A 26158-nucleotide genomic window follows, 5' to 3' on the forward strand; every position below is an offset into this window, starting at 1 on the left:
TCCCCCAAACAAATTAATACCCTACCGAAGCATAAAGCGTAATTTCATAACCGAAATCAGTTGACAATTCGGTTACTTCTGAAGGAAAAACTTCTCCACTTTCAACTGCTTCTCTTAAATTTTGAATTAGGTTTTCTAAAGCTTCATTTTCTATATTAATTTCAAGCTGGTTATTAAAATAATTCACACTAGATGGCTTTGAATCCACTTTTTGGAAAACCAACCTCTCCACAGGTTTGGACTTAGCAAAAAAACTATTAATAACTGGTATTTTAGTACACGTACTTTTACGTATTTTAGTAAGCACACTCAAAGCTTTTTCTAAATCATCATGTAAAACCCATAAGTGTAAATCGTATTTACCTCCGCGGAAAATTTCGAAAATTCGTTTTTCTTCATTGTTATCGTAAGCGGATGTGAACATTTTTTAACACCTCTCTTTTATGGTTCAAAAACTCAAAGTGTACATGTGGTCCGATTTTTCCGTGCCTTCCGGCAACATCATTAGGTTTTGCTCTAAATTGACGTTTGCCATCCTTACTTCTCCATTTACCATTACTTATTTTAACGAATCCTTGACCTAAAAACTTTCTCATCTCAGCATCTAAATTACGTTTCTTAATAACTCTTCTATGCTCAGTAATTTGCTTAGTTCTGCTATTTACTATTTCATTTTTATAAAGATTATTCTGTTGAGAAGAAGTAGACTTGCCAGTACCTCTACTTCCACCGCCTCCTCCACGATAAGAAACTTGACCATATCCCATTCTATCGTGATCCCACATAAGTCCATCTGGGTCAATTCGTGTTAACGGATTATTCATGACATAGCTATAACCATTTGCCATTTCAATTGACTCATCACTATCTAACAAAGGATCAACTGAGAGGAATACTGCCTGTTCTGGATGGTAATAACGGGCCATCAGATAGTAAAGTGCTAATTCTTCGTCATAATAATACGACGCGTAACGAATTGGTTGACCTGTCAACTTCGAATCGGTGATATTCGTCGTTAACGATTTACCCCATGTGTCATAGGTGTACGTGGCCACAACTTTCCCATCCATATCCGTGATCGCTACAATATCCCCACGATAGTTCCGTTGATAATTGTACCATGTCCCATTTGTCTTGAGTCCGACAAGGATATGGTCCGCATTATAGACGTACTCTCGGATTGGTTTGCCGGCCGTATCTGTCTCAGCCATCAGTCGGTTCGAATCTCCGTCGTAATGGAAGCGAATCGTTCCACTCGGCCCAGTCTTCTGGATACGGCGCCCTTGTTCGTCATACGTGAACTGCCATTTCTTTGCCCCGTTGACGTCTTCAATCGCAGTCAACTTCCCAAGCCCGTCCCATGAATATTTCAGACGTCCGTCATTGATACGGTTCCCGTCTGCATCATACGCAATGGCTTGACTCTTGAACTTCGTCATCCGGTTGGAATCATCAAATTCAGCTATGACTTGGTTATTGATATGCGTGCGGTTCCCACGTTTGTCATACGCATAGCTGACTGTCTGTCCGTCAAGGGTCTTCTCTTCAATCAATTGATCCATCGCGTCATATGAATAACTTGCAGTTTCCCCATCTTTCTTTAAACCTGACAGGTTTCCATATTGGTCGTAACTATAACGCTCAAATGCAATCTGTTTATCACCAGCAGAGGCGGACCATGCTGATACGGCACCAGTCTCATCGAACTCCACAAGCGACTCCCCGCCTTGGCCAGGCATGGTGATCTGCGTCGTCTTGCCATCCTCATTATGGCGGAAAGCCCAATGTTGACTCTCGACAGTGACCCCATGATTTCGTTTAGCGACATCATATGCAAAGTCGCGTTTCGTTCCCGCTAATGTGATGGAGAGCGGAAGCTCGGTTCCGACACCGTTGACATCTTGGTAATCCCATGATTGAAGGACCTGGTGGAAATCCGTCAGCTTCAACAGACGACCTTTACCTGCATCTTTCGTATCATATTCGTATTTCTTTAGTTTCGCACTGTCGTTCCCCATTTGAATGGAAACAAGATCGCCCGAGGTCGCATCATAGCCATATTTGAATCGTGTTGCATTGGATTCTTTTAGCTCGGTGATTTTTCCCTCATCGTCATAGATGTTTCCGAGTCTTTTTCCGGATGGCAGGATGGTTTCTTTTAAGTTGCCCGTATGAGGCTCATAGACATATTGATAGCGTTGTCCCCCTGGACGGTCCACAGAAGTGATGCGACCTTTTCCATACGTGTATGAAGTGACTTTTCCATCAAACGTTTTTTGTGTGACTTGTCCTTTCTTGTCATAAACATAGGAAATGACAGTCCCGTTCTCCGCGGTCGTCGTCGTCAAACGACCTAATAGATCATAGGTGTTCGTCCGTGTACGATTCCCTTGACCGATGGTTAAGACATTCCCGAACGCGTCGACCGTATTGGTCACTGGAAGCTTCGTCAGCCCGGCATCTTTTAAGACGTGGTTTCCTTGTTTGTCATACGTCGATTCAGAGACGACTCGTCCGATAGATGCCCGGACCGCATCGATAAGAATGGTGCTCGTCGAACCGTTCTTGATGGTGAGATCGACTTTCACGAGTTTTTTGTTCTGATCTGACGTCAATTGAATCGTCTGACGTTGCCATGTCGTGTCATTGTCTTTTCCGGTATAGTCTAACGCATGGAATGTGGCTGTTTTCTGTACCGTCGTTCCATCCTCATATGTCGCTACCACATTTAGTGAATCTGTTTTCGAGGCCTTTTGTGCCAGAGCACTCACATAGAACGGTTTTGCTGTCGATTGGTTAACAAAAATGGTTTGTTTCGCCGTTCCATCAGGTTGAAGGCTCAAGCCACTTTCGCTCATATAACCGGTCGAGCTTGCTGTAGCTTTTACTAGTTGCCATTTATTGAGGCCATCGAACCCGCCCTGCTCGACATGGTTGAACGCCGAGGCCGAGACGGCATGCCCTTGTTTCGCAGTATCAAGTTGTACCTCATCGAATAAGGTTGAACCATTTTCAGAAACAATGCTGATTCGTGCCTTGACGGCTCCGTCTTTTGCAGTAAATTCGACGAATCGTCTCGTCCATTCTCCTAGATTGCCCATCGGACGGATCGTATGGGTCCCGACCGCGACATTTGAGCTATTCAGGAGTGTAAGCGTGACACTTCCTTTTGACGTGCCCGAGGTCTTCATGTCGATACCCAAGTTATACGGGTGGCCAGTTTTAATAGTGACTTCTCTTGTGAGCGTCGCATTGTTTAACTGAAGTGCTTTACCATTGCGACCACCATCTACAAGCGTTCCTGGTGTCACCGTCTCTGTTCCTTCAAAGCTACCATTTGGATACAGATTGACGCCTGGCGTTAAACCTACACCTGTTCGCGTAACGTTTCCTCGACTGTCATACTCTGTGAACCCGATTCGTTCCTCTGGTTCCTCATGATCGACGATTTCTTCACGATCCTCGTTTAGAGCAACCTCTTCGGCCAAACCGAACTCATCTTCGATTCGGAGGAGGTCATCCCCATTTTCAGCATATTCATAGGTCGTGATTGACGTGGCATCTTTCTCTACGAGCACATTTCCGTCTAACTCCGTCGTTTTGTCGACGTCAGCCGTATCACGGTCATCGTACGTTGTCTTTTCGACCGAACCGTCCGGATTTTTAACGCTTACGATCCGGTGGTCTTTCCACTCGTAAATTGTTTTTTTATCGCCTTCTACTTCTTCGACCAGATGGCCCACCGTATCAAACGTATATGTGATTGGAGTCATCACTTGATCATCTTTTGCATCAACGGTCGAGACTTGATAGACCGTTCGCTCAGCGGAATCTCCGGATGTCTTCTCATAGGCGTTCCGTGTTCCGTCAACCTCTTGGACAACAGATGGAATCGCATTGTCGAATTCACCGATGATTTCATTTGGTTCTGCCGCGGTATGGCCAGGTAATATCAAGCGATTGATTGGAGATGGCGAATCAGGGCGCTCCGCGATCTCTCCCGATTCTTCGATGGTACCGACACTTTCTGTATACGTGTAACCATATGTCTCAATCGGAGTAGATCCTCTGAAGCTTTCCACGCTCGTCAAGCGATCCCAGGCATCATACGTGTAGCGATACGTGCGTGAGTCAACCTTCTCATCTGAAGATGCTGTCGCCGTCATCGTGTCGACCCAACCTTCAGCATTGTACGTAAACGTGAGACGGTTCGGAGAAGCCGTGCCTGTATCACTCGCTGCATAGATGGTTGTTAAACGTTTAACGCCTTGGACATCTGAATAGTCGAAACGGACGTTATTCTTTTTCCCGTTCTCTTTCGCGTCATATTCTATACCGACGAGTTGACCAGTTTGATTGTAAATTTCACGTTGGCCGTCACTCGTCTGAATGACGTATTGTGTGCCATTGTTCTCAATGCTGAACTCATAATCGATTCCTGTCGGCGGCAAGAGTTTCTCCACCGTCTTTCCATTCTCTTGAACAGACGTACGGAGGAACAAATGCCCACTCCCGTCAGCATCGATGTAACGGATGACTTTCGGTTTGTCTTCTGTCGGGATTTCAAGTCGACGCTCTAACCCGCTGCTCCATCCCAGCCCGAACATCCCAAGCCGGATCGACTTCGAGTTAAAGTAGCGACTCGCTTCCACAGCCGGCCCTCGACCCGGAAGCACTTCATCCGTTTCCTCCAAGAACTGATTTTCCTTCATGACGTTGAATGAACCAATCGAGGTATCAAGCATTGGATAAAACTCTTCGGTACCGAGATCCGGCTCATCTACCTTCAAGATCCGTGGTGTCGTTGGAAGAGTGCGGTTCAAGTTCCCTTCGGAGACAAAGTTAGAAGCTAGTAACACATCAGGTTGCATGGCACGACGGTGAGCCGTCACACGAATCCAGTAGTTGGTGTGCTTGCCATACTTCCCACCTGACAAGAGATAGTTCGGACTCGGGTCGACAGGAAGCTCTCCTCCTTGCCCAACGACACCATTATTGTTCAACTTGTAAGACTGACCGGCAAGCGGCCATAATTTTTTGTTTCGAGAGTGCCAAGTGGTTACGTCACTTGGTACCGTTTCAACCAAATCGTATTCTTTCCCGTTGTATAAATACACGTTATATCCTGCAGCGCCAGGAACAGGTTGCCAGCTTGCAAATAGGAAGCCGGTGCTGTTTTTTCGGTTATCTGAGTAGCCGACCGCTTCTGTCGTAACACGCGGTGCGGGTACATTGAATGTACGTACGTCTGACCCTGCGCTCTGACCTTTTGATGATTTCGCATAGACTCGGAAATAATAATGAAGAACATTATGATAGGTCGTCCGGTCCGGGTTGTTCTTTCGATACAACGGGCGAGGATCTCCAGGGAAGTCTTGTCCGTCCCCTTTACGGAACGCCGTCCGGGTGTTGATTGGCATGGCATTGATTTGCGCCGTCGTCGGGAATAGGCGTTTCCCATTCGGGCTCCAGCTTGTCGTCTTGACGTTCTCAATCAATTCGTAAGCGAATCCGTTGAACACATAGACATCATAGCTTGTCGCGTGCTCCGACTCATCCCAACTCAATACAAATTGTCCACGATCATCAGCAGTCGTATCCCCGGCAACAACCGATAAGTTTGTCGGTACGTCTGGAATGAGCTCTTGCAGCGAACGTTTCGCTGTAGAGGATGCCGCGCCGCTACCAAGTTTGTAATCGGCGATTACACGGAATTGATATGACAATGTATTCGTCGTTGTCCCGCTACTTCTATTAAAGAAGTCGGAGGGATCGACTGGGAGTTCTTGTCCATCGCCGTTACGGAACTTGATTCCTCCAGTGGAGGCATCACGTGTCCCATACTGAGTCGTCTTTGGGAATAATCCTTTGTCTTTCGTAGTGAACGATCGTGCCGTGCCGGTATAAACCGTCTGCCACCCCTTACCATCGAACATTTGTAAGCGATAGCCTGTCGCACCTGCCATCGCTGGCCACGTGACATTGACATGTCCGCTTGAAGACGTCGGAGTCGTTAAGAAGCCTTCTGTCGAAATGGCCGACATCTTCGGGTAGCTGTAGGTGACGTTCAAACGTGTCCGGTTCGTATTTGTCTCGGACGCTGTGATCTGTTTCCAGTGTGTTGTCGTGTTCCCGTTGGTGTGAAACTTAAACCCGTAGTCTGTACGCGTGCCACTTGCTACTTGTGAAACAAACGTAGTGACATCAAAATTGGCCCATTGATTCCGTGCTACGTTTGTTGTGGCAAGGTTTGTTGACGTCGGTCGCGTATTCCACGTCACACCAGTTTCAGACCAGTTCTCGTTGACGCGGTCCAACCATAATCCGTTTTGTTGAGTCGCATAATAACTCCATGTTACATACGTATTGATATCAGCAGAGCTGATAGTAGCTCCACGTAAATCGGTAAGGGCCGGGAATTTAATCAACCCATAGTTAGTACCCGTGGTGGCATCAAAGTAGCCTACCCACAAGACATACTCCCCGCGACTAGAGCTCCAGAATTTGTTCATGTTCGTTGTCGGGTTTTTACTAGAGACAAATGTGTCAAGTGTAGCGTCACGTGCAAGCGTCGGATCGACATAAATCGGGTAGACACGCGCTGGGTCGTTCAACCATTCTTGATCAGGCACGACTTTAAGTTCATATGACGCATCTGCAAGTTCAGTCAGTTCATAGACGACATCAAACGAACGAGCCGGAAGCCCTGACTTCTCATCAATTGCGCTGTCCTGCATTTCAGGCACGGGCATTGTGAGGACGAGAGCATCCTTGTCATAGAAGAGAATCTGATTCTCTTTAAGTACTGGTGTTAATAAGGTATTAAATTCATAAATGATTTCTTTTGGTAGTTCTGCGGATTGATTGAAAATCAAATCCTCTTTCACTTCATCGTTTAATGTGATGTGACGCAAGTCCACATTTGGAAACACATTTCGATGCCAAACCTGATTATCGCGAATAAGGGTTTGAACATCTTTCGGTGCTACAAGACCTTCCTCGTATTGCAGTCCTTTTAAAGTGAACGCAATACGTGAAGAGTCTTCACCAACTTCTAAGAAAGGTGAACCTGACCGTAAAGCTCGTTCAAAGCTTACCGGAAGCTGCGTCGACTTCGGTGAAAAGCCATCCTGTCTCGCTTCTAGTGTTGCATCAACAGGTACGAATTCTCCATCCTCATTTTTAATTTTCACAGTATCGTCGTAGGCAGTGAGCTCGTATGTACCTGACTCCTTTCCTTCTGTCACGACCATATGATCCCCTGTAATGTCTTCGACAGGTAGATAGTCAGAATCAGAATCAGGGGCAACGAGTTCGGCAACCTCATTTTCACTAACGGAAGAAGTATTCGTCTTTTTTCCGTCTCCTTCAGCCTTTACTCCTTCTCCCATTGGAAAAGAAGATAAAACCAATGTCACGACTAAAAGCCATGACATTATTTTGTGACTTAACTTATACATACATAACCTCCATATTTTTCTTTAAATGTTATGACCAATACAACAGTACAAATTGATTCTATATAAAATTAGAAAAAGGGGGAATAGAAAATTACATATTTGAAGACAAAAATATAATATAAACGTAATTTTGAAATCTTTTTGACTTATTGTTTCTCTTTTTGATTTATTCTTTAAGGTTTCAAAGTTCAAGAATTTCTTTATCCTTTTTTAAAAAGATGAATTATAAATTTAAGTGGAAGATCTGAACGTGAGCGCAAAATAAGCCCATAGCGACGGCCTCGCCAAATCAACGGCCGACCGCAAATGCCTGTGCTGGAAGACTGCACACGAGGCCTTCACCGAGGAAGTGTTGCGCTTAATTTGACAAACCGTCATACTAAAAAAAAATGACGTGGAGTGAATAGGATATGGCCTCAAACGAAACAAAAGTAAAATCATTTCGTGTCTCTGAAGAAGTGACAGAACATATTCAACGTTTAATGCAAGAACGACAACTAACGACGAATCAATTATTTGAAGAGTTTATTCAATTAGCTGATAAACAATCACCAGACCCATTAATCGATGAAGAGAATAATGTACTTGAAACTACACTTAATCAGATTACTTCACTCTTTCATGAACGAGCTCTTCGCTTAGAGAAGCAACAAAAAGAAACTCAACGCATGACAATTCAATATACTGAAACGATACGTGAACTTGAAGACAGTGTTGTGAAGGAAAGTGAAGACCTTCATCGAGAATATGAAGCTAAAGTCATGCAACATCAGGAAGAGCTAGAACAACTTCAACAGCAATTGGAACAACTACATACAGATAAACAAAACTTACTAAATGCACTAGAGACTGAGAAACAATCAGCTAAAGAAGAGTTGAAGGTTCATAAAAAGACGATCTTTGATTTGGAAGGGACTATTCGAAAATTAGAAGAGAGTCAAAAACAATTAAATCGTCAAAACCAGAGTTTAATGGATGCTGTAGATGAATTAAAAAGCAAAACACGTCGGAGTGAACAACTCGAAGAAGAGAATCGAAAACTTCATTTAGAGGTGCAACTTCTTCGACGCGAGAAAGAAGCTTTTGAACATCGACTACAAGAACAGGTAGAGCTTGCTGTTCTTCGGGAGCGAAATCTTCAACAGAATAATTCTTAATTAAAAGGGCCGAAGAGAAGTCACATATTGACTATTTCTTCGGCCCTTTTAATATATAGACTGCGCTCTTTTAAAATAGATAGTTGCTTTTCTTAGGTTTTTGGGACTTCTAACTGGTTAGGCTTCATAGAATCCGCGTCTTCCCCCCATTTATATAAAAAATGACCCACCGTGGTCCGCATTTTAAAGAGGCGTGGTGGGTTCTATTACATCAAACATAGCAAAACACGTCAAAATTGTATAGCTAGTAGAGGGAACTTACTACAATTGTTTTTAGAAAAATCACTCATGCTTTGATCTCTCAATATCAATTTTCACACGAGAAATATACATATTTCTCGATACCCATCAAAAATGAACGAAAAGACTCTTTACTTTTCCGGATCCGATTTCTAAACCTAGGAAAGAGTAACGTGTATCATTGATCCTGTAAAACAAAAACATGTGTTTTCTTCTTTTAGTAACACATAAAAAAGCACCCAATCTACGTCACAAGTTGACGCAGATTGGGTGCTTTTTGTCCTGATGATACAACATCGTATTCAGATCTTATCAATGTGTTGATCGAATACAGTTAAATCATGAGGACGAATCGTCTTGAAAAACTTTCGAATCTGGCCCCTCTTCACGACTTCATATCGCTTCAAATGTATACAAAAGTCTAGGAGGGTATGCTGACGTATGAGTGTTTCCTGTTCCTCTTGGTTTACGATGTACAATTCAGCATCTGTGATGACCTCTCGAATATCCGCGTCATCGCTACATATCAACCCAGCGCTCATCAATCTCGCGGCAGCAAGACTATGCATTTCGCCCAAGTCACTCGTATGTTTGAGTGGCCGACCTTCTCTTTTTTTCTTTTCATCCAGTTGTTGGAATGCCAGGCGAACTTCCGTCAGATAAACGAGATAAAGGTCATATAGTTCATCCGTCGCGATCGATGCTTCCGATTCAGGATCGAATAGCACCCACTTCCCATCATGGATGAACGTGTCGACCCTTTCTCTTACCGAAGATGTCTTCAGTTCATTCAATACCTCTACATAGATAAGGACTTGTTTATAGAGACTATTGATCCAATCGAAAACATCGGCTTGTCGAAAACTTGCCGCATGAATGATGATGTTCGCATCGATGAACACCGGCTCCTTAATCATGGGCAGTGTCCTTTTGAAGACGACTGATTTCATCTTCCTGTAACGCTTGAGCCAACTCAGGTCGATAGACAGAGAGTTTATTGGCGGCGCTCAACCGTGTCATTCGATCTTCTTCTACTGCTTTGACGACTACTTGTTCATAGGCTGGAAATGATTCGAAGCGTTGAGCTTGATCCAGTGGACTCGGGGCAATCCCTAGTCTGCTTCGTTCCTCGCGCCAATCGGATTCCTGTTCACTTAAGTCAGTGAATCGATAATTGAGCTCTCGGAGTCGTCTTACAACCGATACGTATGGCACTTGGGCCATATCTGCCAAATAGATGATGGCAGACTTCGTATCATATCCATCCCTCAGCTTTTCCCAGACTTCTTTTGTCGTACTCTTCGGCAACATGATCGCAGCGGCGAATCGATCGGCTGCCCTTTCGTGATCGAATCCATCGACTTGCCACTCGCTTGCTTCAGACAAGTGCCATAGTTCATGAGCCGCGGTAAAGTAACGCATGCGCAGCGGTTGGTAGGAGTTCAATGCGATGAATTCTTCTCCTGACATATGCTTGATCGCGACGCCGTAATATGAGTCGTCCTCGACATATTGAAAGATGAGGTTCGCACGTTTGGCCAATACCTGCTCAATGTAAGCGCCAATAAAGACGTGACTGTCAATGACTTGCTCTAAAAAATCGGATGCAAACGCCTCTGCAGTATCTTCCGCAAATTTTGTAGATGGCTTCATCGTAAATCACTCTTCAAACCGACGTAATCTTCTATTGAAAATTTAAGGCGTTCAAGTTCCATTTTGGATCGACGATTTGAAAGGGTCCCGCGCAACTCGACTGTCATGCGCTCTTCTCTCATTGAAGCATCAGTTGTCAATTCGTTGACCGATACACCTAATGCCTTAGCAATCGCAACGATACGTTGTGGTTGGATGACACGGCTCTCATTCAACATATGACCGACCAATGCCTTGCTGACCCCGATTTCTTGGGCCAACCATTGCTGAGACTTTTGATTATCCTGTAGCCATAATCTTATATTATTCACGATGATTGTATTTGAGTTCATGATGACACCTTCCTTTGATGTAATTATAGCGCTTTCGAGTAAAGTCTACAAATTTATATATTAAATTTGTAGACTTTCGTTTCAAGAAAATTGTTTTACTTATATTTTCTACAAAAACTAATCTTTTGAATTGTATTGATGAAGTGAACCTATTATTAGCTGTGTATCGACATTCTTTCTTTTAAACTGAATGGTTAAACACCCCTTCATTCAACGAACGGACTCATAATTCGTTGATGGTAACTTAAAAACCACTGTTTAATTGGGAAGGATGCCTGAAAAACTTGAGTGTCAACATTAGATTAAAGGCACGCAGGCGACGTAAGAATAAATAGGAAGAGAAGAATCTCGCACTTCATTTGGAGGAGCTCCTTCTTCCGGACAATTAGTGTTCGAGAACGAATTATATGAGTCTGAGGTATCACATAATAATTAACTTGAAAGATGCCCTACTTCCAACGTTAGTAAGAAGTAAGGCATCTTTCAAGTTATCTTTACGTTCGTCGAATAATAGTCTAGAAATTTTTTATTAAGGACATCCGCCTCACCATATATCTCAGTAATCACGTCAAAATTGAGATGATTATTTCGATTGTATTTTTGTGCCGTTCGACAATCCATATATTCTTGATTGCTTAATCGTCTCAGCAGATCATGAAAATGACGTTTTGGAAATGCTTCAATTAAAAATCTTGTCCATAAAAGCCCCTGATGATAGATGACTAGTCCAGATGTATATTCCAAGTCTATGACTTCTTGTAACGTCAACCGATCGGGTGTCTCTGCCAATATTTTTGAAATAAACATTTCTAAACTTAGTTCCTTCTCTACTATGCCGTTTGCATTCAAATCTATTAGATTTTCATTATACAAAGCGAATCCTTCTTGTAAAAAGAGGGCTGCATTATCATTGGTTAATTCAGACAACACTTGATGTGCAAATTCATGCTTCAACACAGCTTGTGCAAATTCTAAGTGCTCTGTCTTTTCAAGATATGTTGGAAATGAGATTTTTATAGGTTCTCGATATTCATACCATCCGTAGACAGCAATGTCCGGCACAGAGAACGAGCAGCTTTGATAGTCATCATAAATTTTCACAATAACACTTTCATTTTTGTTCCATGCCCATTTCTTCGAGAAGAACGTTATCAACTGATGACTTAAATCTATTATCTTCTCAACAAATTCTCCTTTAAGGTTTTGAGTATGTACTTCTATATTCGAACTTCTTCTTACATCAAATTTTTTTTCAATTAAAGTAACAACGCCACCCTCAACGTCTACTATGTTAAACACACTTAAAAGTTTTACTTCCCGAAGCGATGGCGTGACGAGCGTCATTTCAAGTGTAATTTTTTCATTTGACTTATGCATTGACATACTACTGATTTCAACCTCATATCGCTGATTTCGCATTTCTTTAATTCCACTGAGCCATCTAGCATTTGAAGAAATAATTGTTTGATGATTCAAGTCCCACTTTAAATGAAAGCATCCGACATGATTTTCATTATGTTTTGTCATTTAGTACCTCCCAACTCTTAATCCCTCGAGCTTTCGTATCGATAATAAAACGTGCTCGAAGCAATCATCGATGCTTCGAACACGTTTCAATTCTACTGTGACTTTATTTAGTTGATATCGAAGGCGATCACGTAGTCTCCTCCGACAATCTCTCCGCTCACGAGGAGCGCAGCACGTTTAGCCTCTTCCGGAATCTCATAGGTCAACGTAACCAATGAGGTGGACGGGACACGTAACCAGGAGTTGTGTTCCCACCCTCCTCGTTCGACCACCGTGAACGTTTTGACTTTATACTCTTCTCCCTGATCATCGAGCAACTTATAGCCCGGCGGATAGTATTTAATGATGCCTCCGTCTGAATCCGTTCCAGCTTCAGGGGTGCTACCTCTTACCGCTACCGAAACCAATTTGTGTCCTGGCTTAGCCGGGGCGACCTCATCAGGCGTCGGGACGATTTTCTCGATGCTGACGAGTTCATCACGGTAAGTCGGATTATCATATTCATAGTACCGATACGCCTTGCTACCGCGTGCCTCAACCGCACCCGTCTTCAAGGACGCCGGTGAAGATTCTGGATTCTTCGAGTCGGAATCGAGGTCGCCCAGCTTCTCCCCTTTCGTGCCCTGCACTTCGGTCACTTCACGTTGCACTGGTTCCTTTTCTCCTTCTGGGAGCGCGAAGAAGAACAAGGTCAAGACGGCTGCGCCGAGACCTCCTGCGACGGTCCCAAGGATCCATTTGAAGCGATGCTCCGTCCGTTTCGTGTTCACCTGCGTCCCACGCATCGCCTGGTAGGGCAAGACGCTAACGGCCATCTGGGCCGGGAGTAATGCTCCGACCAGGCCCGTCAGTACGGGAACGAGTAGTGTCGCCGTGAGGAAGAGCACCTCGGTGAGCGGAAGCGACCCATATACGTTCCAGACGAGCACACCCGCGACGACCATGCCGAGTAGACCGGCCAAGAGTCCGAGCAATCCGCCTTCGACGAGCACGAGACGGCGCACGTTCGCCGAGCGCCAGCCGGTCGCCTTGAGGATGGCGATTTCACTTCTTCGTTCGTTGATGTTCTGCCACATGACCTCCGTCGTCGTCAGGACGGCGATGAGGAGCGATACGCCCATGGCGACATAGTGCATCGTCCCGACCTCGAGGGCGACATACTCCCCGAGAAGCGAGGTGAACATGACGCCTTGCAGGCGGACCGAGACGAACAGGAAGAACATGAACAAACTCGTCGGCACCGCTATTGCGAGCAGTGTCAAAAGCGTCCGTTTCCACTGAGTCACGAGCTGGTTGAACGCCATCCCGAGCACACCCTCGGACCTGACGAGCCGTAACCCGCGCGTCGTCGCCCCGGAGCGCAGCGCCTCATACGGTTTGATTTGTCGGATCATCATCATCGGCACGAGCGACCCCAACACATAAATCCCGAGTCCCCCAAACCCGATCAAGACGACACGAAGCCCGGTCGTCGCCGTGTCACCGGCGAGTAGGAACGCACCCAAGATCGACCACGCGATGAGGGCGACGACACCACCGAGCAGGATCGCCTCGATCAAGAGGAGACGAGACAGTTGTCTCGGTCCCCAGCCAAGCGAGAGGAGGACGGCGAACTCTTTCTTCCGGGCGTACAACATGATCACGTTCGACGTGAACACGTACAAAATCGCGACAAGGATGACGCTCGCGATGACGCCACCCATGCCCATTTTCGTCTCCTCGAAGATGGTGAACGAGGAACCTAAGCGGACCCACGGCTGTTGGACCCAGCCGAGCGCCTCTCCTTCTTTGAGACCTGGCAAATACGTCAACGCCATCTGCGGGGACGACCCGAGCGTGACGTCGGTGATAAGCCCGGTCATCTCCTCGATCTCTTTGGCGACAGCTTGCAGTTTCGCCTCACTCGCCTCGTTCAGCTCGTCGACCCCGCTCACGTTGACCCGGATCGCCGAGATCGGCTCGTCACCGAGGATGGCCGCTGCCGCCTCGAGCGTCGTCAGGACGAGTGGCGGGCGTGTGAGGAAGCCGCGGTCGTTGTTGAGCGGCAACATCTCCTTCACCGGGTTGACCGGCTCGTCGTTCGCGTCGATGACCCAGTCGGCCCTGGCCGGGAAATATGTCTCCATCGGCAGATCGGTGAGCGGATCGCGGGCCATGTCGAGCTTGCCCGGGTCGAAGACCCCGATATAGTCGAGTTTCACTTTCGGCCAATCGGCACTCGTCTCCCCGAACATGTTGAGCGGACGATACAACTGCTTATAGGGATATAGACTATCCTCAGGCACCTCATATGGTTTTACCTGATAGGCGAACGGCCAACGGTCCGCGAACGGGCTGGTGACGGTCTCATAGTTTAAAGACGAAGGACGCATCGCCAAAAAATTGTATGAAGTGAAGTCCTCACTCAACTGAAAACCTTGTCCCGCCATAAACTGATCGATGAGCTCTTGATGTAGATCTCCCGTCGACACCGGATTGATTTGATCGATTTTTTCGCCGGACAAGGTCTTCAGGTACGATTCTCCGCCTGAATCACGTATCTTTTCTGCGATTTCCTGTGCACTTTCTCCTTTGAAAGGAAGATCGATCTTTTCCAATTCAAATGACATCTTCGCATCCACGAACATATCCGTGCTGATGATGGCCGGAACTTGTACAGCTCCTTCTGGAGAGATCTCTGCTTCTCCCTCGGGCAAATAGCGACTGATATCAGCACCACCGACGATTGCTTGATCGAGACCGACAAGTTCCGACTCGGCTTTCGGATCGACCCCGGCAATCATGAAGTTCGACCCAAAGGAAGGACGGAACGTCGTACCAGTCGGGACCGGGGCCATCCCATAGTTCGGATCGGCATCCATCGGTCTCCAATTCCCAAGAAAATATGTTGTCGAGGTGTCTGTCTCGACCCGGGCTCCCGTATTCGTCTCTTCTTTGAAGTTGACACGGTACACGGCCGTCTCATCCAATTCGAACTCTCCGACTTCCGTGTAATAGTCGTATGACCCGATCATCGCGATCGGTGCCGCGACCTCGATATCACTGATCTGTTTGATTTGTTCATATTGTTCGAGTGTGATGCCTCCCTGAAGTCCACTCATATAGTTCGGCTCGAGGAGGTCCAACTCCTCGGTCACGCTCCGCGTGCCCGGCGGCCGGACGACGATGTGATAAGAGGATTTCCACCGTTTCTCGAGCTCGGATACGACCGTGCCCTTGTTCGACTCAGTGAGCCCGACGAGATAGGACAATCCGGTACTGACGATCAAAACACCGACGAGGAGCAGGATGAAGCGTTCTTTGTTGCGCCACCACGAGTTCCAGATGAACTTAAGCATGTCCCGTCACCCTTGTGTCGATCACCTCGATGACCGCGCCATCCTTCATTCGAATCTGTACATCCGCTCGCTCGGCGATACTCGGGTCGTGGGTCACACAGATGACGCCACACCCCTTCTCCCGGTTCAACTCTCGTAACAGCTCGAAGATGACTTCGCCCGTCTCAGAATCGAGATTCCCGGTTGGCTCATCTGCGAGCAACCAATCAGGCTCTTGGATCAGTGCGCGTGCAACGGCAACTCGCTGCTGTTGACCTCCTGATAGCTGAGATGGTAATGCATCAAGTTTATCTAACAAACCTACACGTTTAAGTAACTCTTGAGCTCGTAATTTTTTATCATATTCAACTTTCCGATTAAAAATTGGTGCCATGACATTTTCCAAAGCGGTCAATGTAGGAATAAGGTGAAATTGCTGAAATATAAAACCAATCTTATCAAAACGAAAATCAGCCAACTCATCTTTTTTCATGTTTTTAATAGGTAAATCACCATAAAGAATTTGACCGCTTGTTGGAACGTCCAATGTCCCAACCAAACTCAGTAATGTTGATTTTCCTGAACCAGATTGACCAGTAATAGAAACGAATGATCCTTCACGAAATGTAATCGATACTGAATCAAGAGCTAAAGTTGAAATCCCCTCTCCTTGAAACTGTTTAGTCACATCAATACATATTAAGTCACTCATATTAATCTATCCTTTTCAATTTTGTTTTATTTATCACATTAGCAAGGACAAGCCACGCTATTTAGACTACAAATGGTCCCATCTCGAGTATCATAAATTTCTTTAATTTTCGCTCTAGATTTATATAAATCATTACATGTTTTATCATAGCCACAGTAATACCGAGTCGCTAAAAAAGAAGCTGTACCACATGGAATGAAGTTCATAGTCGTCACCTCAACGTATTATTTAATATTATGCAAAAGACTGGCTTTCTAATTAAGATGCCAGTCTTTTGTGATCCAAGTTATCCTATGTAGTTTGTACTTAGATTAACAAGGACATGCGTATACTGAAGTGCTGCATGTAGAACCGTCACGCGTGTCATAAACTTCCTTGATTTTTGCATTCGTTTTAAACATGCGGAAACAGTCACTGTTGTATCCACAGTAATAGCGAGTAGCTTTAGCTGACGCTAGTGAACATGGAATATATTTCATTTTGATCCACCTCCTTTCATTAGTAGTTTTATTCTTTAGTCAAAATTTAAAGAGTGAGCCACTTGAATAGGATTGTGAGTTATCAAGTCAATACTGTGAGTAGGATCAACTATTAAATATGCTGGGAAGAAATTGATCCCAACTTCACTAATCACTTCTTTTTTATATAAGTGAACCGAGAACTTTCCATCGTACACGTCATAAAAGTTCCGTGCAGTTTCTTTTTGATTACTTTGAAATAAAACTTGAATATTTTTCTTACCCTTGTAGTTATTTATTAGTTGAGAAAAGTGTTCAAAGTTTGAACCACAAAATTCACATTCCTCGTTTAAAAAAATTAAAAGTGTTTTTTTGTTATCAATAAGTTCCTGTATTCCTATTAACTGGCCAGATATGTCGCTTACCGTAAATTGCGGCAGTGTTTCTACAACTTCTAGTAATCCCTCAGTATCATTCCCAAAAGACGGATCTTCTTTTTTAGAAATTTGATCTAACCATTTATCAAACAAGTTACTCCATTGCATTAACTGAACTAAAAGGTATGAAATCAAAATGGCAATGAAGAGCAAAAGTAGAGAATTTATTAAAGACACATAAATTACATCCTTTTTCAGAATATTTACAATCTACAGTTATTATAATATTATGTAATTAGGTTACGGTCAACTATTTTATCCAAATAAAAGAAAAGAAGGGATTTTTATATTGGTTAATATCAGGAACTACTTTCACACTGTATTTTTTTGCTACATGTCTGTTTGGCGATCAAGCAAGTTCCTCGTCTCATTACAAATAATCTTTAAAATTCTCCTCGGTTTAATTCCTGTCACAGTTGTTTTCATGACCGAGCGGCTTTTTAATGAAATTGCTGAAGCGCTAAATGTTAGCGTAGAATTCAAACAAATATTTTATATCTTACTTGTTATTTCAGTTTTGAACTTACTGATGTATGCGATGAACATTTCCAATAACGTCATCACTAAAAAAATCGCCTTTAAATTTGAACAGTACATTAAGCAAAATATATTCAAGCTAACCGACGTGATTCCATACTCAAAATATGAGCAATCAGAATTTCAAAATAAAGTTTTGCGTATGATATCGGGCCAATCTCAGGTCCTATCAGTAGTAGAGGTCAATTTGACTCTCATTCAAGCCATCACTTCACTTAGCACATTGTCTTTGTTTTTAATCAACCTAGATTCGAGATTTCTATGGATTATTCTTTTTATGACGATCCCTCTACTACTACTTGAAGTGCGTAATGGGAAGAATCGCTACAATTTAAACTTTGACCTATCTGAAGAAAACAGAAAACTAAATTACTTTGAAATGATGATGTTTAAAAAAGAGTTTGTTAAAGACATTAAATTGAATAGTCTACAAAAAACTCTATTTACAAAGTGGTCGGTATTATTCAACTCTAATGCAAGTAAAGTTATAGCACTCCACCTGCACCAAAGTAAGATTTTAATTTTATCTAACATCATTGTGGCCATCGCTTTTTTACTGTCGGGGTCCCTTTCCATCTCATTGATTGCTACAGGTGTACTCGGGATTGGAAGCATGGCAGCTGTGATTCAAGCGATTCAAAACTTACAAGGAATGATACCTTCTTTTGCATCAACAGTATCTAGCCTTCATGAGTCCACACTCTCGGTCCAAGATTTTAAAGACTTTGAGGAAGAGTCATTCATTTTAAACTCTAAAAACAATAGAGAACTTTGCGAAGTCGATAGTATTCAAACTTTAGAGATTAGAGATTTAACTTACCGCTATCCAGCATCAACTATCGACATCCTCGACTCTATCTCTTTAAAAATCCAAAGCGGTACAAGAATAGCCGTCATGGGAAGTAATGGCGCCGGAAAATCCACCTTAATTAAATGTTTGCTCGGAATGTATGAGACTGAAGGAAGTGTAATACTGAATAACAAATATTCACTTGAGGACGTCAACTTACAAACTTACTGGCAACGCTGTAGCGTGCTCTTTCAGGATTTTAATAAATATGATCTTTCTCTTGCTTTCAACCTGGGGAGTTATCAGGAGCAGCACGAAGATAATACCCGTTTAGATCGAGTATCTGAATTAGTCAGCATGGACCACATCTATACTTCTTTTTCTAAGCATTACAAAAGTGATTTAGGTTTGTTATTTCAAGAAGGGAACGAACTATCAGGTGGCCAATGGCAACGGACTGCCATTGCTCGAGCTTTGTATAAGCCGAGTGATTTACTTGTGTTAGATGAACCGACTGCCTCTCTCGATCCGGATAGTGAATATCAAATCATGAAAAGAATTTTAAACGAAGTGATTGATCCTGCCGTCCTATTTATCACTCATCGCGTGAATGTCGCAATGATGGCTGATCGTATCATTATTCTTGAAGGGGGGCGAATCATTGAAGAAGGAACACATGAAGAATTGAAAAAATTGAACGGTACATATGCAAGAATGTATAACAACCAATTAAGTTATTTGAACAATGAGAACGGAGTGGTTAAAAATGCCTGACATATCAATCATAGTAATCTCTTTTATATTAGGGATAGTGCTTTTCCTATCTGCATGGGATAAAGTGAAAGATTTGAAAAAAACTTTCGTAAAAATTGAAGCGTACCGATTGTTACACAAAAAAATCATCAAGCCATTCGCGATCATTGCAACGTTACTTGAGTTTTACCTTTCGTTTAGATTGGTTTCTTTAAACTTTAACGTCGTGGACGGCCTAATGTTTACGATACTCATGTCGATATTTATGATCGGGATCGGTATTAATCTTTATGTTGGAAATACCGAAATTTCTTGTGGGTGTGGAGGCGTCTTAGAAAAAGACCGTTTAAGCATCAACCATATTTACCGCAATGCAATTCTCATTTTCACTGCACTTTTGATTGCCTTTAGCGAATTTAATATCCCAACGATTCCATACCTGGCTTTCAGTGGAATCATCGCCATAATTACGGTACTGATCAGCGACATGGTTACAGAGTTACAAGCACAACGACTATTGCTTAATAAGCTACTTATCAAAGCTAAATCATAATTAAGGGAGACACGAAAATGACTGAGATTCTATTATCTATCACACTTGTACTTTTATTAGGGGTAACTGCAGTTCTTTATTACATGTTGAAATATAATCGCAACTTCTTAAATCAAATTCAAACAATCAATGGTTTGCGCCTTAAAGGAGTTTCAGTTGGTGAAGAAGCTCCACCTTTCCGAGTGTTTGATGTGAATCGTAAACGTATCGTTTCAAAAGAACTCTTTTCAAAGAAAAATACGCTAATCCTTTTCATTAACACTCTATGCCCTACATGTAAGAATATTCTTGAAGACTTGCCTAAAATCTCTACTCACTATGATTTGAACATCCTAATTGTAAACAATGATGAGGTTGGAAATGATACATCTGTACGTGAGCGATTACCGCACAATGTAGCCTACATTCGGTCATCAAATTTACCTTCGATCTATTTTGTACAGGCAACACCTACTGCATGTATTATCGAAGATGAGAAAATCAAATCAATCCAACAACTGATTCACGTAAACCAACTCTATAATCAATTGCTCAGCGAAAAATCTAACGCAGCCAGCTAAATAGAAGTCCCCGATCATGATCAATCGGGGACTTTGGTTTACTATCAAGTAATATTTTTGGATGTTCGAGGAGATGTTTATTACTAATTTCTCGTTTTACATCATTTAATTATTCGTAAACGCTTTGGGTTTGTAACTAAATTAGATAAAATAAGCATTGATTCGACTACAATTAATAGATAGAAATCATTTGAAGGAGTAGTTATTGCTATGAAGATCAATTCATTAATTGAACATTACCTTAGATTCGCAAAAGATTTTTCAAAACAAAAAGAAGCGTCATTCTCTCATTTTAAGAACAGCAAAGTTTATAAAACCTATTTCATATCTATAGGTGCTTTTGTTTTACTAAGTATTTGTCCATTCATCATTGAGTTTATTTTTACCGGGATAATAAGAATTCTTGCTACTTTAGCTATTTTTGTACTCCTACTTATAAACATTTCTTACATTAGAAAATTTGATCGAGGGCTGGATGTTTTAATGGTTCGCCATGTTCAAGAAAGACAAAACCAATCTTATAAGATGTATCTTGAATTTCTTAAGACCGAATATAGTATTCGTCGTTCTAATGAATTGCAAGTACTTACTACTTTAATAAAAGAAGATACCGTAAAAAAATATTCTTTTTTATCAGTTGACCTTCAACTGTACTCATTCATACTCACTTTGTTTGTTTCTTGGTTCACTTTTTCTTCATTAGAAAATAAGAATGTTTGGTTTACTTTCTTCATTCTGTTATTTGTTTTAATACTTATTAGTATTTTAATCTATCGCAGTATCCGTAATATTTCTGTATATTCAAAACGTGAATTAAGACATGAATTATGCAAAATTCTTGATGAGATACATCTGACTTTACTTATACAAGAGAATAATCAAGATAGTCCTTCACCAAATTCAGTGAAATCATTTTCTAAAACAATAAAGAAGGCAAAACGATATCGGCATTTTTAATTCTATTGGTTAATTTCGTCATCAATATCACAACATAACTATAAATTACATTGCTATTATCATGCTTAATTTATTTATCGGTTCCTAAGTCTTTTTGTTTTTCAAAGCATGTAGGCTCAAACATTGAACCTCAATAGCTAAATGCTAATCGACCTAGTAGGCTGTCTAAACCAAACACTAATGTCATAAAGAGCTACTTACAAGCCGAAAAGGTACCTACTTCATTTTCATCGAAATGAGGTAGGTACCTTTTCTTTTTATACAAGCTCACTCTAAACAACTATTGATTAAAGTGAACGCGTGAAATTAGGATTTCGCTCGCAATCCGTAAGATTTATATCGGTTACGTTTTTCTTCTAATTTCACTTTCATATCTAACGAGAACGAACTTTCGGGACTACTGTAGGCACGTCGCGCTGCCATACTAAGCATTTTAGCCACATCTTCCGCGCGATCTTCCTGTAAATCCATTGAGACAGCTCTCACGTACTGACGTGCCACTTCTCGATGACGTAGCGATTCAGGGACCGATACATGACGACTTAATTCAAGGGCCAATTGAGCGGTCTCTAAGCGATAGCTTGTCCCGCCTGTCTGCATGCGATTCAGTTCATCCGCTAGCTCGCTTTGTAGCAGTACATTTAACTTGTTTGTCATCGGTCACCCTCCTCTACTGTTCTTTTGATTAATTATATACCCTTTTCCTGAAAAATTCGACTCAAGTCGTGTACGTTACAAAATGGATCGTCCCACGTCATGTTACCCTTGTATTCTTCTACAAGTTCGAGAAGTTTGTCTTTATCGCAAAGTTCCAATAGGTTCGTCTTTTCGAGGTCCTCTAAATCCTTTTGACGAGAAGAAAAGATCTTGGTACATGCTAAGAGTTCAATGTCAGGGATATACACATCAATCGCCTCGAACAGACCTTCAATCTTATGACGGAATTCATTTTCTCTAAAGTCTTCACGAGGTGGGAACTGAATCACCCCTTCGACAATTTCAATTTCGTATTCATGAAGTGCTTCTTTCAATTCAGGTGTCACAACACCCTCCGTCACACGAATATCAATATCTCGCGTCGGACGATACTCGGCCTCTTTATTCATCATTTCAATGAAGAGAAGAATCCCTGAAGCGCCAACCACGACAAACTCGACTTCGATGTCTCTTGAGGCGCAAAACGTATCAAGAACGAGCAAGGTATCGATAATACTCTCAACGTCTTTATATTGATTGGAGTAAGTCATGTATGTCCCTCCTAATGAAAATGACCCACTCTGATCCGGTATGTTAGGACTCTTCGTGGGCCATAATGTATTTCACATCTCTGAATTTAATTCGTATTTAAATAGGCACTGAGAGCCCGCCGGATAATCTCATCTTCTGACACGTGTTCTTTTTGCGCGGCTTGAGTTAATCCGACGTATAAAGGATCTGTCAAATCAGCAAAACGAATCTGTACACGCATTGGTTTCACAGATTTAGTTTCGACTTCGAGCACACGTTGTTCCTGACGCTCAATCAACATCCGTTTCACTTCACGGAGTTCTTCACGTGTCATCTCGTACACCGTCTTGTCTCCTGAAGCTGTGTAGTACTTCTTATTCTCGAGTAGCGCGAGTTTTGGATCTTCTGGCCACGACAATAACTCAGCAAGTTTCGTCGCGCTAAAATCCTGCTCGAGCGTCTTCTCCAAGATGTTCGGACCAAATGTATTCCAAAATGAGACAAATCGATTCACTTGAGAATGTGACATGCCAATTTTGGCTAAGAAGTCTTTCCAATTGCCTTCTTCTTGTTTGAACTCTTTCTTCGTCTCAGGGTCACGGAACAGACTATTTGCGTGTGCAAGTATACGACATTTTTCGACAAAACTAGTCGCTTGAATCGCATCTATGTGGTTGTAATACTGAACAATTCCGTCCATATCCTCGGGCAGTTTTTTTGTGATAATACGAGAAAGTCCGGTTGCTGGTAAGGACTGATACGGATTCGTGATAGTCGTCATTGCAGAAAATTCTTTGACCGCTTCCACTTGATCGGTACGGTCTTCGCTAGATTGTGTTCCTTGTTTCACCGGTAAACTGGCACTGAATGTCGAAATTTTTGGTGTATGTTTTTTACGAGGGCGACTCATAAAGAAAGTACCTCCTGGGCAAGTTGTAAATAAGCATCCGTTGCAGGACTTTTATGATCGATCACAGGTCTAGATTCCCGTTGTAGGGTTTGCACCTTAACTGCATACGGGATTGTTGTAAGGACAGGAATCCCGACCTCTTTCCCGAGTTCCTCAAGTTCTTCTACCGTCGTCGTATCCCCTTTAGAACGTGCACTGACCATTGTCGGGATAAACGCTGCGATATGAATATCTTCTCGGAATCGTTTCATTTCTTCTAACTCTTCAGGAGCTGAGTATACCGCATCCATCGAAAACTTTTGCATTTGTACAGGCATGATAATTCGATTTTGTGCGACAAGAGCGCAGCGCGCATAAGGATTCAACGCTGACGTCGAACCAGGACAATCAATTAAACAAATATCAAATAGTTCATCTAGTTTGGCCAACTCTTCACTGAGTCGGTACTCATAACCAATTTGACTCGTTAAATCACTCGGTGAAGCAGACCGTCTTGTCGGAACTAAGTAAATCGTTCCAGTCTCATATTCACAAGTGACGATGACTTGTTCAATCGGTGTATAAAATGGATCGTTCTCTTCGAGTAGACAATCCAATAGCACTTTCCCTTCATAGTCGTTCGTCAGACCTAATCCATTCGTTGAAGACGCCTGATCATCGGCATCAATCACGAGTACACGTAAGCCATCCCGTGCGTAGGCATGAGCTAAATTGATGGTTGTCGTTGATTTTCCAACTCCACCTTTACGATTGTACAATGCGATTTTCTTCATGACTGTTCTCCTTGTTCATCTGTGGCTTCAATTATATTGTCTGATACAGTTCGTTCAATCATTTCAGCTAGTAACTCACTGACACTACGATTATGTGCATGGGCATACTGTTGAAATTGTTCCGAAAGATCGCTTGGAATACGCGCGGACAAGATCGAAGATGACTTTTTCTCTTGCTGAAAAGGTTTCACTTTAAGGGGTGTATGAGTGTTCCCTTTTCGAAGATCACGGATCTGTTTGACTGTGAGTTCTTCTACTTGTCTTCTTTCACCATTAATATATAGGCCATGCTCGACGACCTCATCGACATTATCGAGATACATGAGTTCAAAAATTTTGGATGCTGGTAGACTTGTTAGCGATGCCTCGAGCGGATGCAGCGTCTCATAGGCTTTTATATATCGTGAGGCAAGTGAGGCGGACATGGAGACCGCTTCTAAAAACGTCCCCCACTCTTTTTTATCATGCATCTCAGAACGGGCGATCACTAGACGTTTGCCAATTTCAAATACGGAAATGGTTTGTACTTTGGCGAGTTCATTGATTTCATGAACGAGGTCTTCAACTTCCTTTGAAATCGGCAGCTTTTGAACCAGTGAACTGATATTCGTTAAACCGCTCTGATAAGGGTGTTGCTCACTCGGTTTGATTTTATGAATGTTACGATTTCTGGCCTTCATACAGAATCACCTCTGGCTGTTCGGATCATGTGTGCCAACTCTCGAAACGGTTCAGATAACTGCTTTGATTCTTTGGAGCGGTATTGAATGACACTTTTTCCGCTATCCGCTGCTTTTTCAATAAATGTCGATCGTTTGATGACAGGTAAAATAGGCAACGATTCAGTCAACGCAATTTGTTCCATTGCTTCGAAGTATTCTTTATCGGCTTTTAACGTATGGTCCATCGCCACAGGCAAGACCCCGGCAATCTCTAAATTAGGATTATAGAACTTTTTCACCTTTTGTACGGTGCGAATGGTACTTCCTAGCTGATCAAAGACAAGCTTTTTCGGCATAAATGGAATAATGGTCGTATTGGCAGTCGACAAGACAACTTTTGAGAGTTCGTTGATCGAAGGAACTGAATCTAAGATGACCCAATCAAATTCATCTTCGAGCGGTGCAATCATGTCTTTTAATAGGAAAAGCTTATCTTGCTCAGAGAGTAAGTTGATTAACCTTGCATTTCGTTCATTTGAAGGAAGAAGACTGACATGATACGTTTCGTCATCAAATAGAATATCTTTGATATCTAAATTTCGTGTATGTACATCAAACATAGTCATGTATTTAATCGTATCGGATTCTTTTAACATTAGTTTGCTAAGAGAACCCTGGGGATCTAAATCAATGAGAAGAACACGTTCCCCTAACTCTCCTAATGCATAGGCCATGTTCAAGGAACAGGTGGTTTTACCCGATCCACCTTTCGAAATGTAAAACGTTAATATGTTCATGTCCTCTCCCCTTTCTAGTTCTTATGATGCCACAGTCTGTTTTATGGAACAACTAAAAATAATGAACAACTGACATATTTAAATAAATAATTTGTATACAAATTAAAAAATAGTTTGTATACGTGTTTTATACTCTTAAATTTACCATCTGATTTGTATACATTTCGACGTCGAAATGTATACTTTCGACTCTCATCTCAAGAGTGTTTTACTATTTGAAATAGAAAAAAGACTACAACCTTGGGTTATAGTCTTCGAATTTGAAATTAATGAATGAATAAAACATAGCAACTTGAGCTAAGCCCTTATCAGGATATATGGATACTAAAGGAGCATACAGTTTCTG

The 26158-nt window shown here is 42.5% G+C and carries 20 protein-coding genes; 5 read left to right on the forward strand and 15 right to left on the reverse strand.

Annotated elements, in window-relative coordinates; translation table 11 throughout:
- Positions 1–13: 13 nt before the first annotated feature.
- Positions 14–424, reverse strand: coding sequence for a hypothetical protein (locus KB235_RS15370; RefSeq protein WP_211781086.1), 411 nt, complete (start codon positions 422–424; stop codon positions 14–16).
- On the reverse strand, positions 402–7460 hold the full coding sequence (locus KB235_RS15375; RefSeq protein WP_211781087.1) for a DNRLRE domain-containing protein: 7059 nt from the start codon (positions 7458–7460) through the stop codon (positions 402–404). The genes KB235_RS15370 and KB235_RS15375 overlap by 23 nt, the downstream gene beginning before the upstream one ends.
- 410 nt (positions 7461–7870) lie before the next feature.
- Between KB235_RS15375 and KB235_RS15380 the strand changes: the two genes are divergently transcribed.
- On the forward strand, positions 7871–8617 hold the full coding sequence (locus KB235_RS15380) for a hypothetical protein (protein WP_211781088.1): 747 nt from the start codon (positions 7871–7873) through the stop codon (positions 8615–8617).
- A gap of 542 nt (positions 8618–9159) precedes the next feature.
- Here the strand turns inward: KB235_RS15380 and KB235_RS15385 are convergent.
- The 7 genes from KB235_RS15385 to KB235_RS15415 all read right to left on the reverse strand — a co-directional run bounded on the left by KB235_RS15385 (position 9160) and on the right by KB235_RS15415 (position 17470).
- Entirely contained in the window at positions 9160–9774 is a 615-nt protein-coding gene (locus tag KB235_RS15385; protein WP_211781089.1) for a hypothetical protein, read from the reverse strand.
- A complete protein-coding gene (locus tag KB235_RS15390; protein WP_211781090.1) occupies positions 9767–10510 on the reverse strand; it encodes an ImmA/IrrE family metallo-endopeptidase in 744 nt (247 codons plus the stop codon). Before KB235_RS15390 ends, KB235_RS15385 begins: the two co-directional genes overlap by 8 nt.
- Positions 10507–10842: a helix-turn-helix domain-containing protein gene (locus KB235_RS15395; RefSeq protein WP_211781091.1), complete on the reverse strand. Its 336-nt coding sequence runs from the start codon at positions 10840–10842 to the stop codon at positions 10507–10509. The genes KB235_RS15390 and KB235_RS15395 overlap by 4 nt, the downstream gene beginning before the upstream one ends.
- A 483-nt stretch (positions 10843–11325) precedes the next feature.
- The gene (locus KB235_RS15400; RefSeq protein ID WP_211781092.1) at positions 11326–12369 is read right to left on the reverse strand and encodes a hypothetical protein; all 1044 of its coding nucleotides are present in this window, start codon (positions 12367–12369) and stop codon (positions 11326–11328) included.
- A gap of 107 nt (positions 12370–12476) precedes the next feature.
- Positions 12477–15707 carry an ABC transporter permease gene (locus KB235_RS15405; RefSeq protein ID WP_211781093.1) on the reverse strand — a complete coding sequence of 1077 codons (3231 nt, stop codon included), beginning with the start codon at positions 15705–15707 and terminating at the stop codon, positions 12477–12479.
- Complete coding sequence (locus tag KB235_RS15410) at positions 15700–16398, reverse strand: ABC transporter ATP-binding protein (protein WP_211781094.1); 699 nt, start codon at positions 16396–16398, stop codon at positions 15700–15702. The genes KB235_RS15405 and KB235_RS15410 overlap by 8 nt, the downstream gene beginning before the upstream one ends.
- Positions 16399–16912: 514 nt before the next feature.
- The gene (locus KB235_RS15415; RefSeq protein ID WP_211781095.1) at positions 16913–17470 is read right to left on the reverse strand and encodes a redoxin domain-containing protein; all 558 of its coding nucleotides are present in this window, start codon (positions 17468–17470) and stop codon (positions 16913–16915) included.
- A gap of 247 nt (positions 17471–17717) precedes the next feature.
- Between KB235_RS15415 and KB235_RS15420 the strand changes: the two genes are divergently transcribed.
- The 4 genes from KB235_RS15420 to KB235_RS15435 all read left to right on the forward strand — a co-directional run bounded on the left by KB235_RS15420 (position 17718) and on the right by KB235_RS15435 (position 21443).
- A complete protein-coding gene (locus KB235_RS15420; protein WP_211781096.1) occupies positions 17718–19394 on the forward strand; it encodes an ATP-binding cassette domain-containing protein in 1677 nt (558 codons plus the stop codon).
- Entirely contained in the window at positions 19387–19926 is a 540-nt protein-coding gene (locus KB235_RS15425; RefSeq protein WP_211781097.1) for a MauE/DoxX family redox-associated membrane protein, read from the forward strand. Before KB235_RS15420 ends, KB235_RS15425 begins: the two co-directional genes overlap by 8 nt.
- 17 nt (positions 19927–19943) lie before the next feature.
- Positions 19944–20486, forward strand: a complete 543-nt coding sequence (locus tag KB235_RS15430) for a TlpA family protein disulfide reductase (protein WP_211781098.1) — start codon at positions 19944–19946, stop codon at positions 20484–20486.
- 210 nt (positions 20487–20696) lie between these two features.
- Positions 20697–21443, forward strand: coding sequence for a hypothetical protein (locus KB235_RS15435; protein WP_211781099.1), 747 nt, complete (start codon positions 20697–20699; stop codon positions 21441–21443).
- A gap of 306 nt (positions 21444–21749) precedes the next feature.
- Here the strand turns inward: KB235_RS15435 and KB235_RS15440 are convergent, their stop codons facing one another.
- The 6 genes from KB235_RS15440 to KB235_RS15465 all read right to left on the reverse strand — a co-directional run bounded on the left by KB235_RS15440 (position 21750) and on the right by KB235_RS15465 (position 25812).
- A complete protein-coding gene (locus KB235_RS15440) occupies positions 21750–22100 on the reverse strand; it encodes a hypothetical protein (RefSeq protein WP_211781041.1) in 351 nt (116 codons plus the stop codon).
- 32 nt (positions 22101–22132) lie between these two features.
- The gene (locus KB235_RS15445) at positions 22133–22690 is read right to left on the reverse strand and encodes a DUF6036 family nucleotidyltransferase (RefSeq protein ID WP_211781042.1); all 558 of its coding nucleotides are present in this window, start codon (positions 22688–22690) and stop codon (positions 22133–22135) included.
- An 86-nt stretch (positions 22691–22776) separates the two neighbouring features.
- Positions 22777–23580: a hypothetical protein gene (locus KB235_RS15450; RefSeq protein ID WP_211781043.1), complete on the reverse strand. Its 804-nt coding sequence runs from the start codon at positions 23578–23580 to the stop codon at positions 22777–22779.
- Positions 23577–24353, reverse strand: coding sequence for a ParA family protein (locus tag KB235_RS15455; RefSeq protein ID WP_211781044.1), 777 nt, complete (start codon positions 24351–24353; stop codon positions 23577–23579). Before KB235_RS15455 ends, KB235_RS15450 begins: the two co-directional genes overlap by 4 nt.
- Positions 24350–25033 carry a hypothetical protein gene (locus KB235_RS15460; RefSeq protein WP_024127809.1) on the reverse strand — a complete coding sequence of 228 codons (684 nt, stop codon included), beginning with the start codon at positions 25031–25033 and terminating at the stop codon, positions 24350–24352. Before KB235_RS15460 ends, KB235_RS15455 begins: the two co-directional genes overlap by 4 nt.
- Positions 25030–25812, reverse strand: coding sequence for a ParA family protein (locus tag KB235_RS15465; protein ID WP_147538812.1), 783 nt, complete (start codon positions 25810–25812; stop codon positions 25030–25032). The genes KB235_RS15460 and KB235_RS15465 overlap by 4 nt, the downstream gene beginning before the upstream one ends.
- Positions 25813–26158: the final 346 nt, after the last annotated feature.

Source organism: Exiguobacterium alkaliphilum, from assembly GCF_018138125.1.
Lineage (GTDB): Bacteria > Bacillota > Bacilli > Exiguobacteriales > Exiguobacteriaceae > Exiguobacterium > Exiguobacterium alkaliphilum.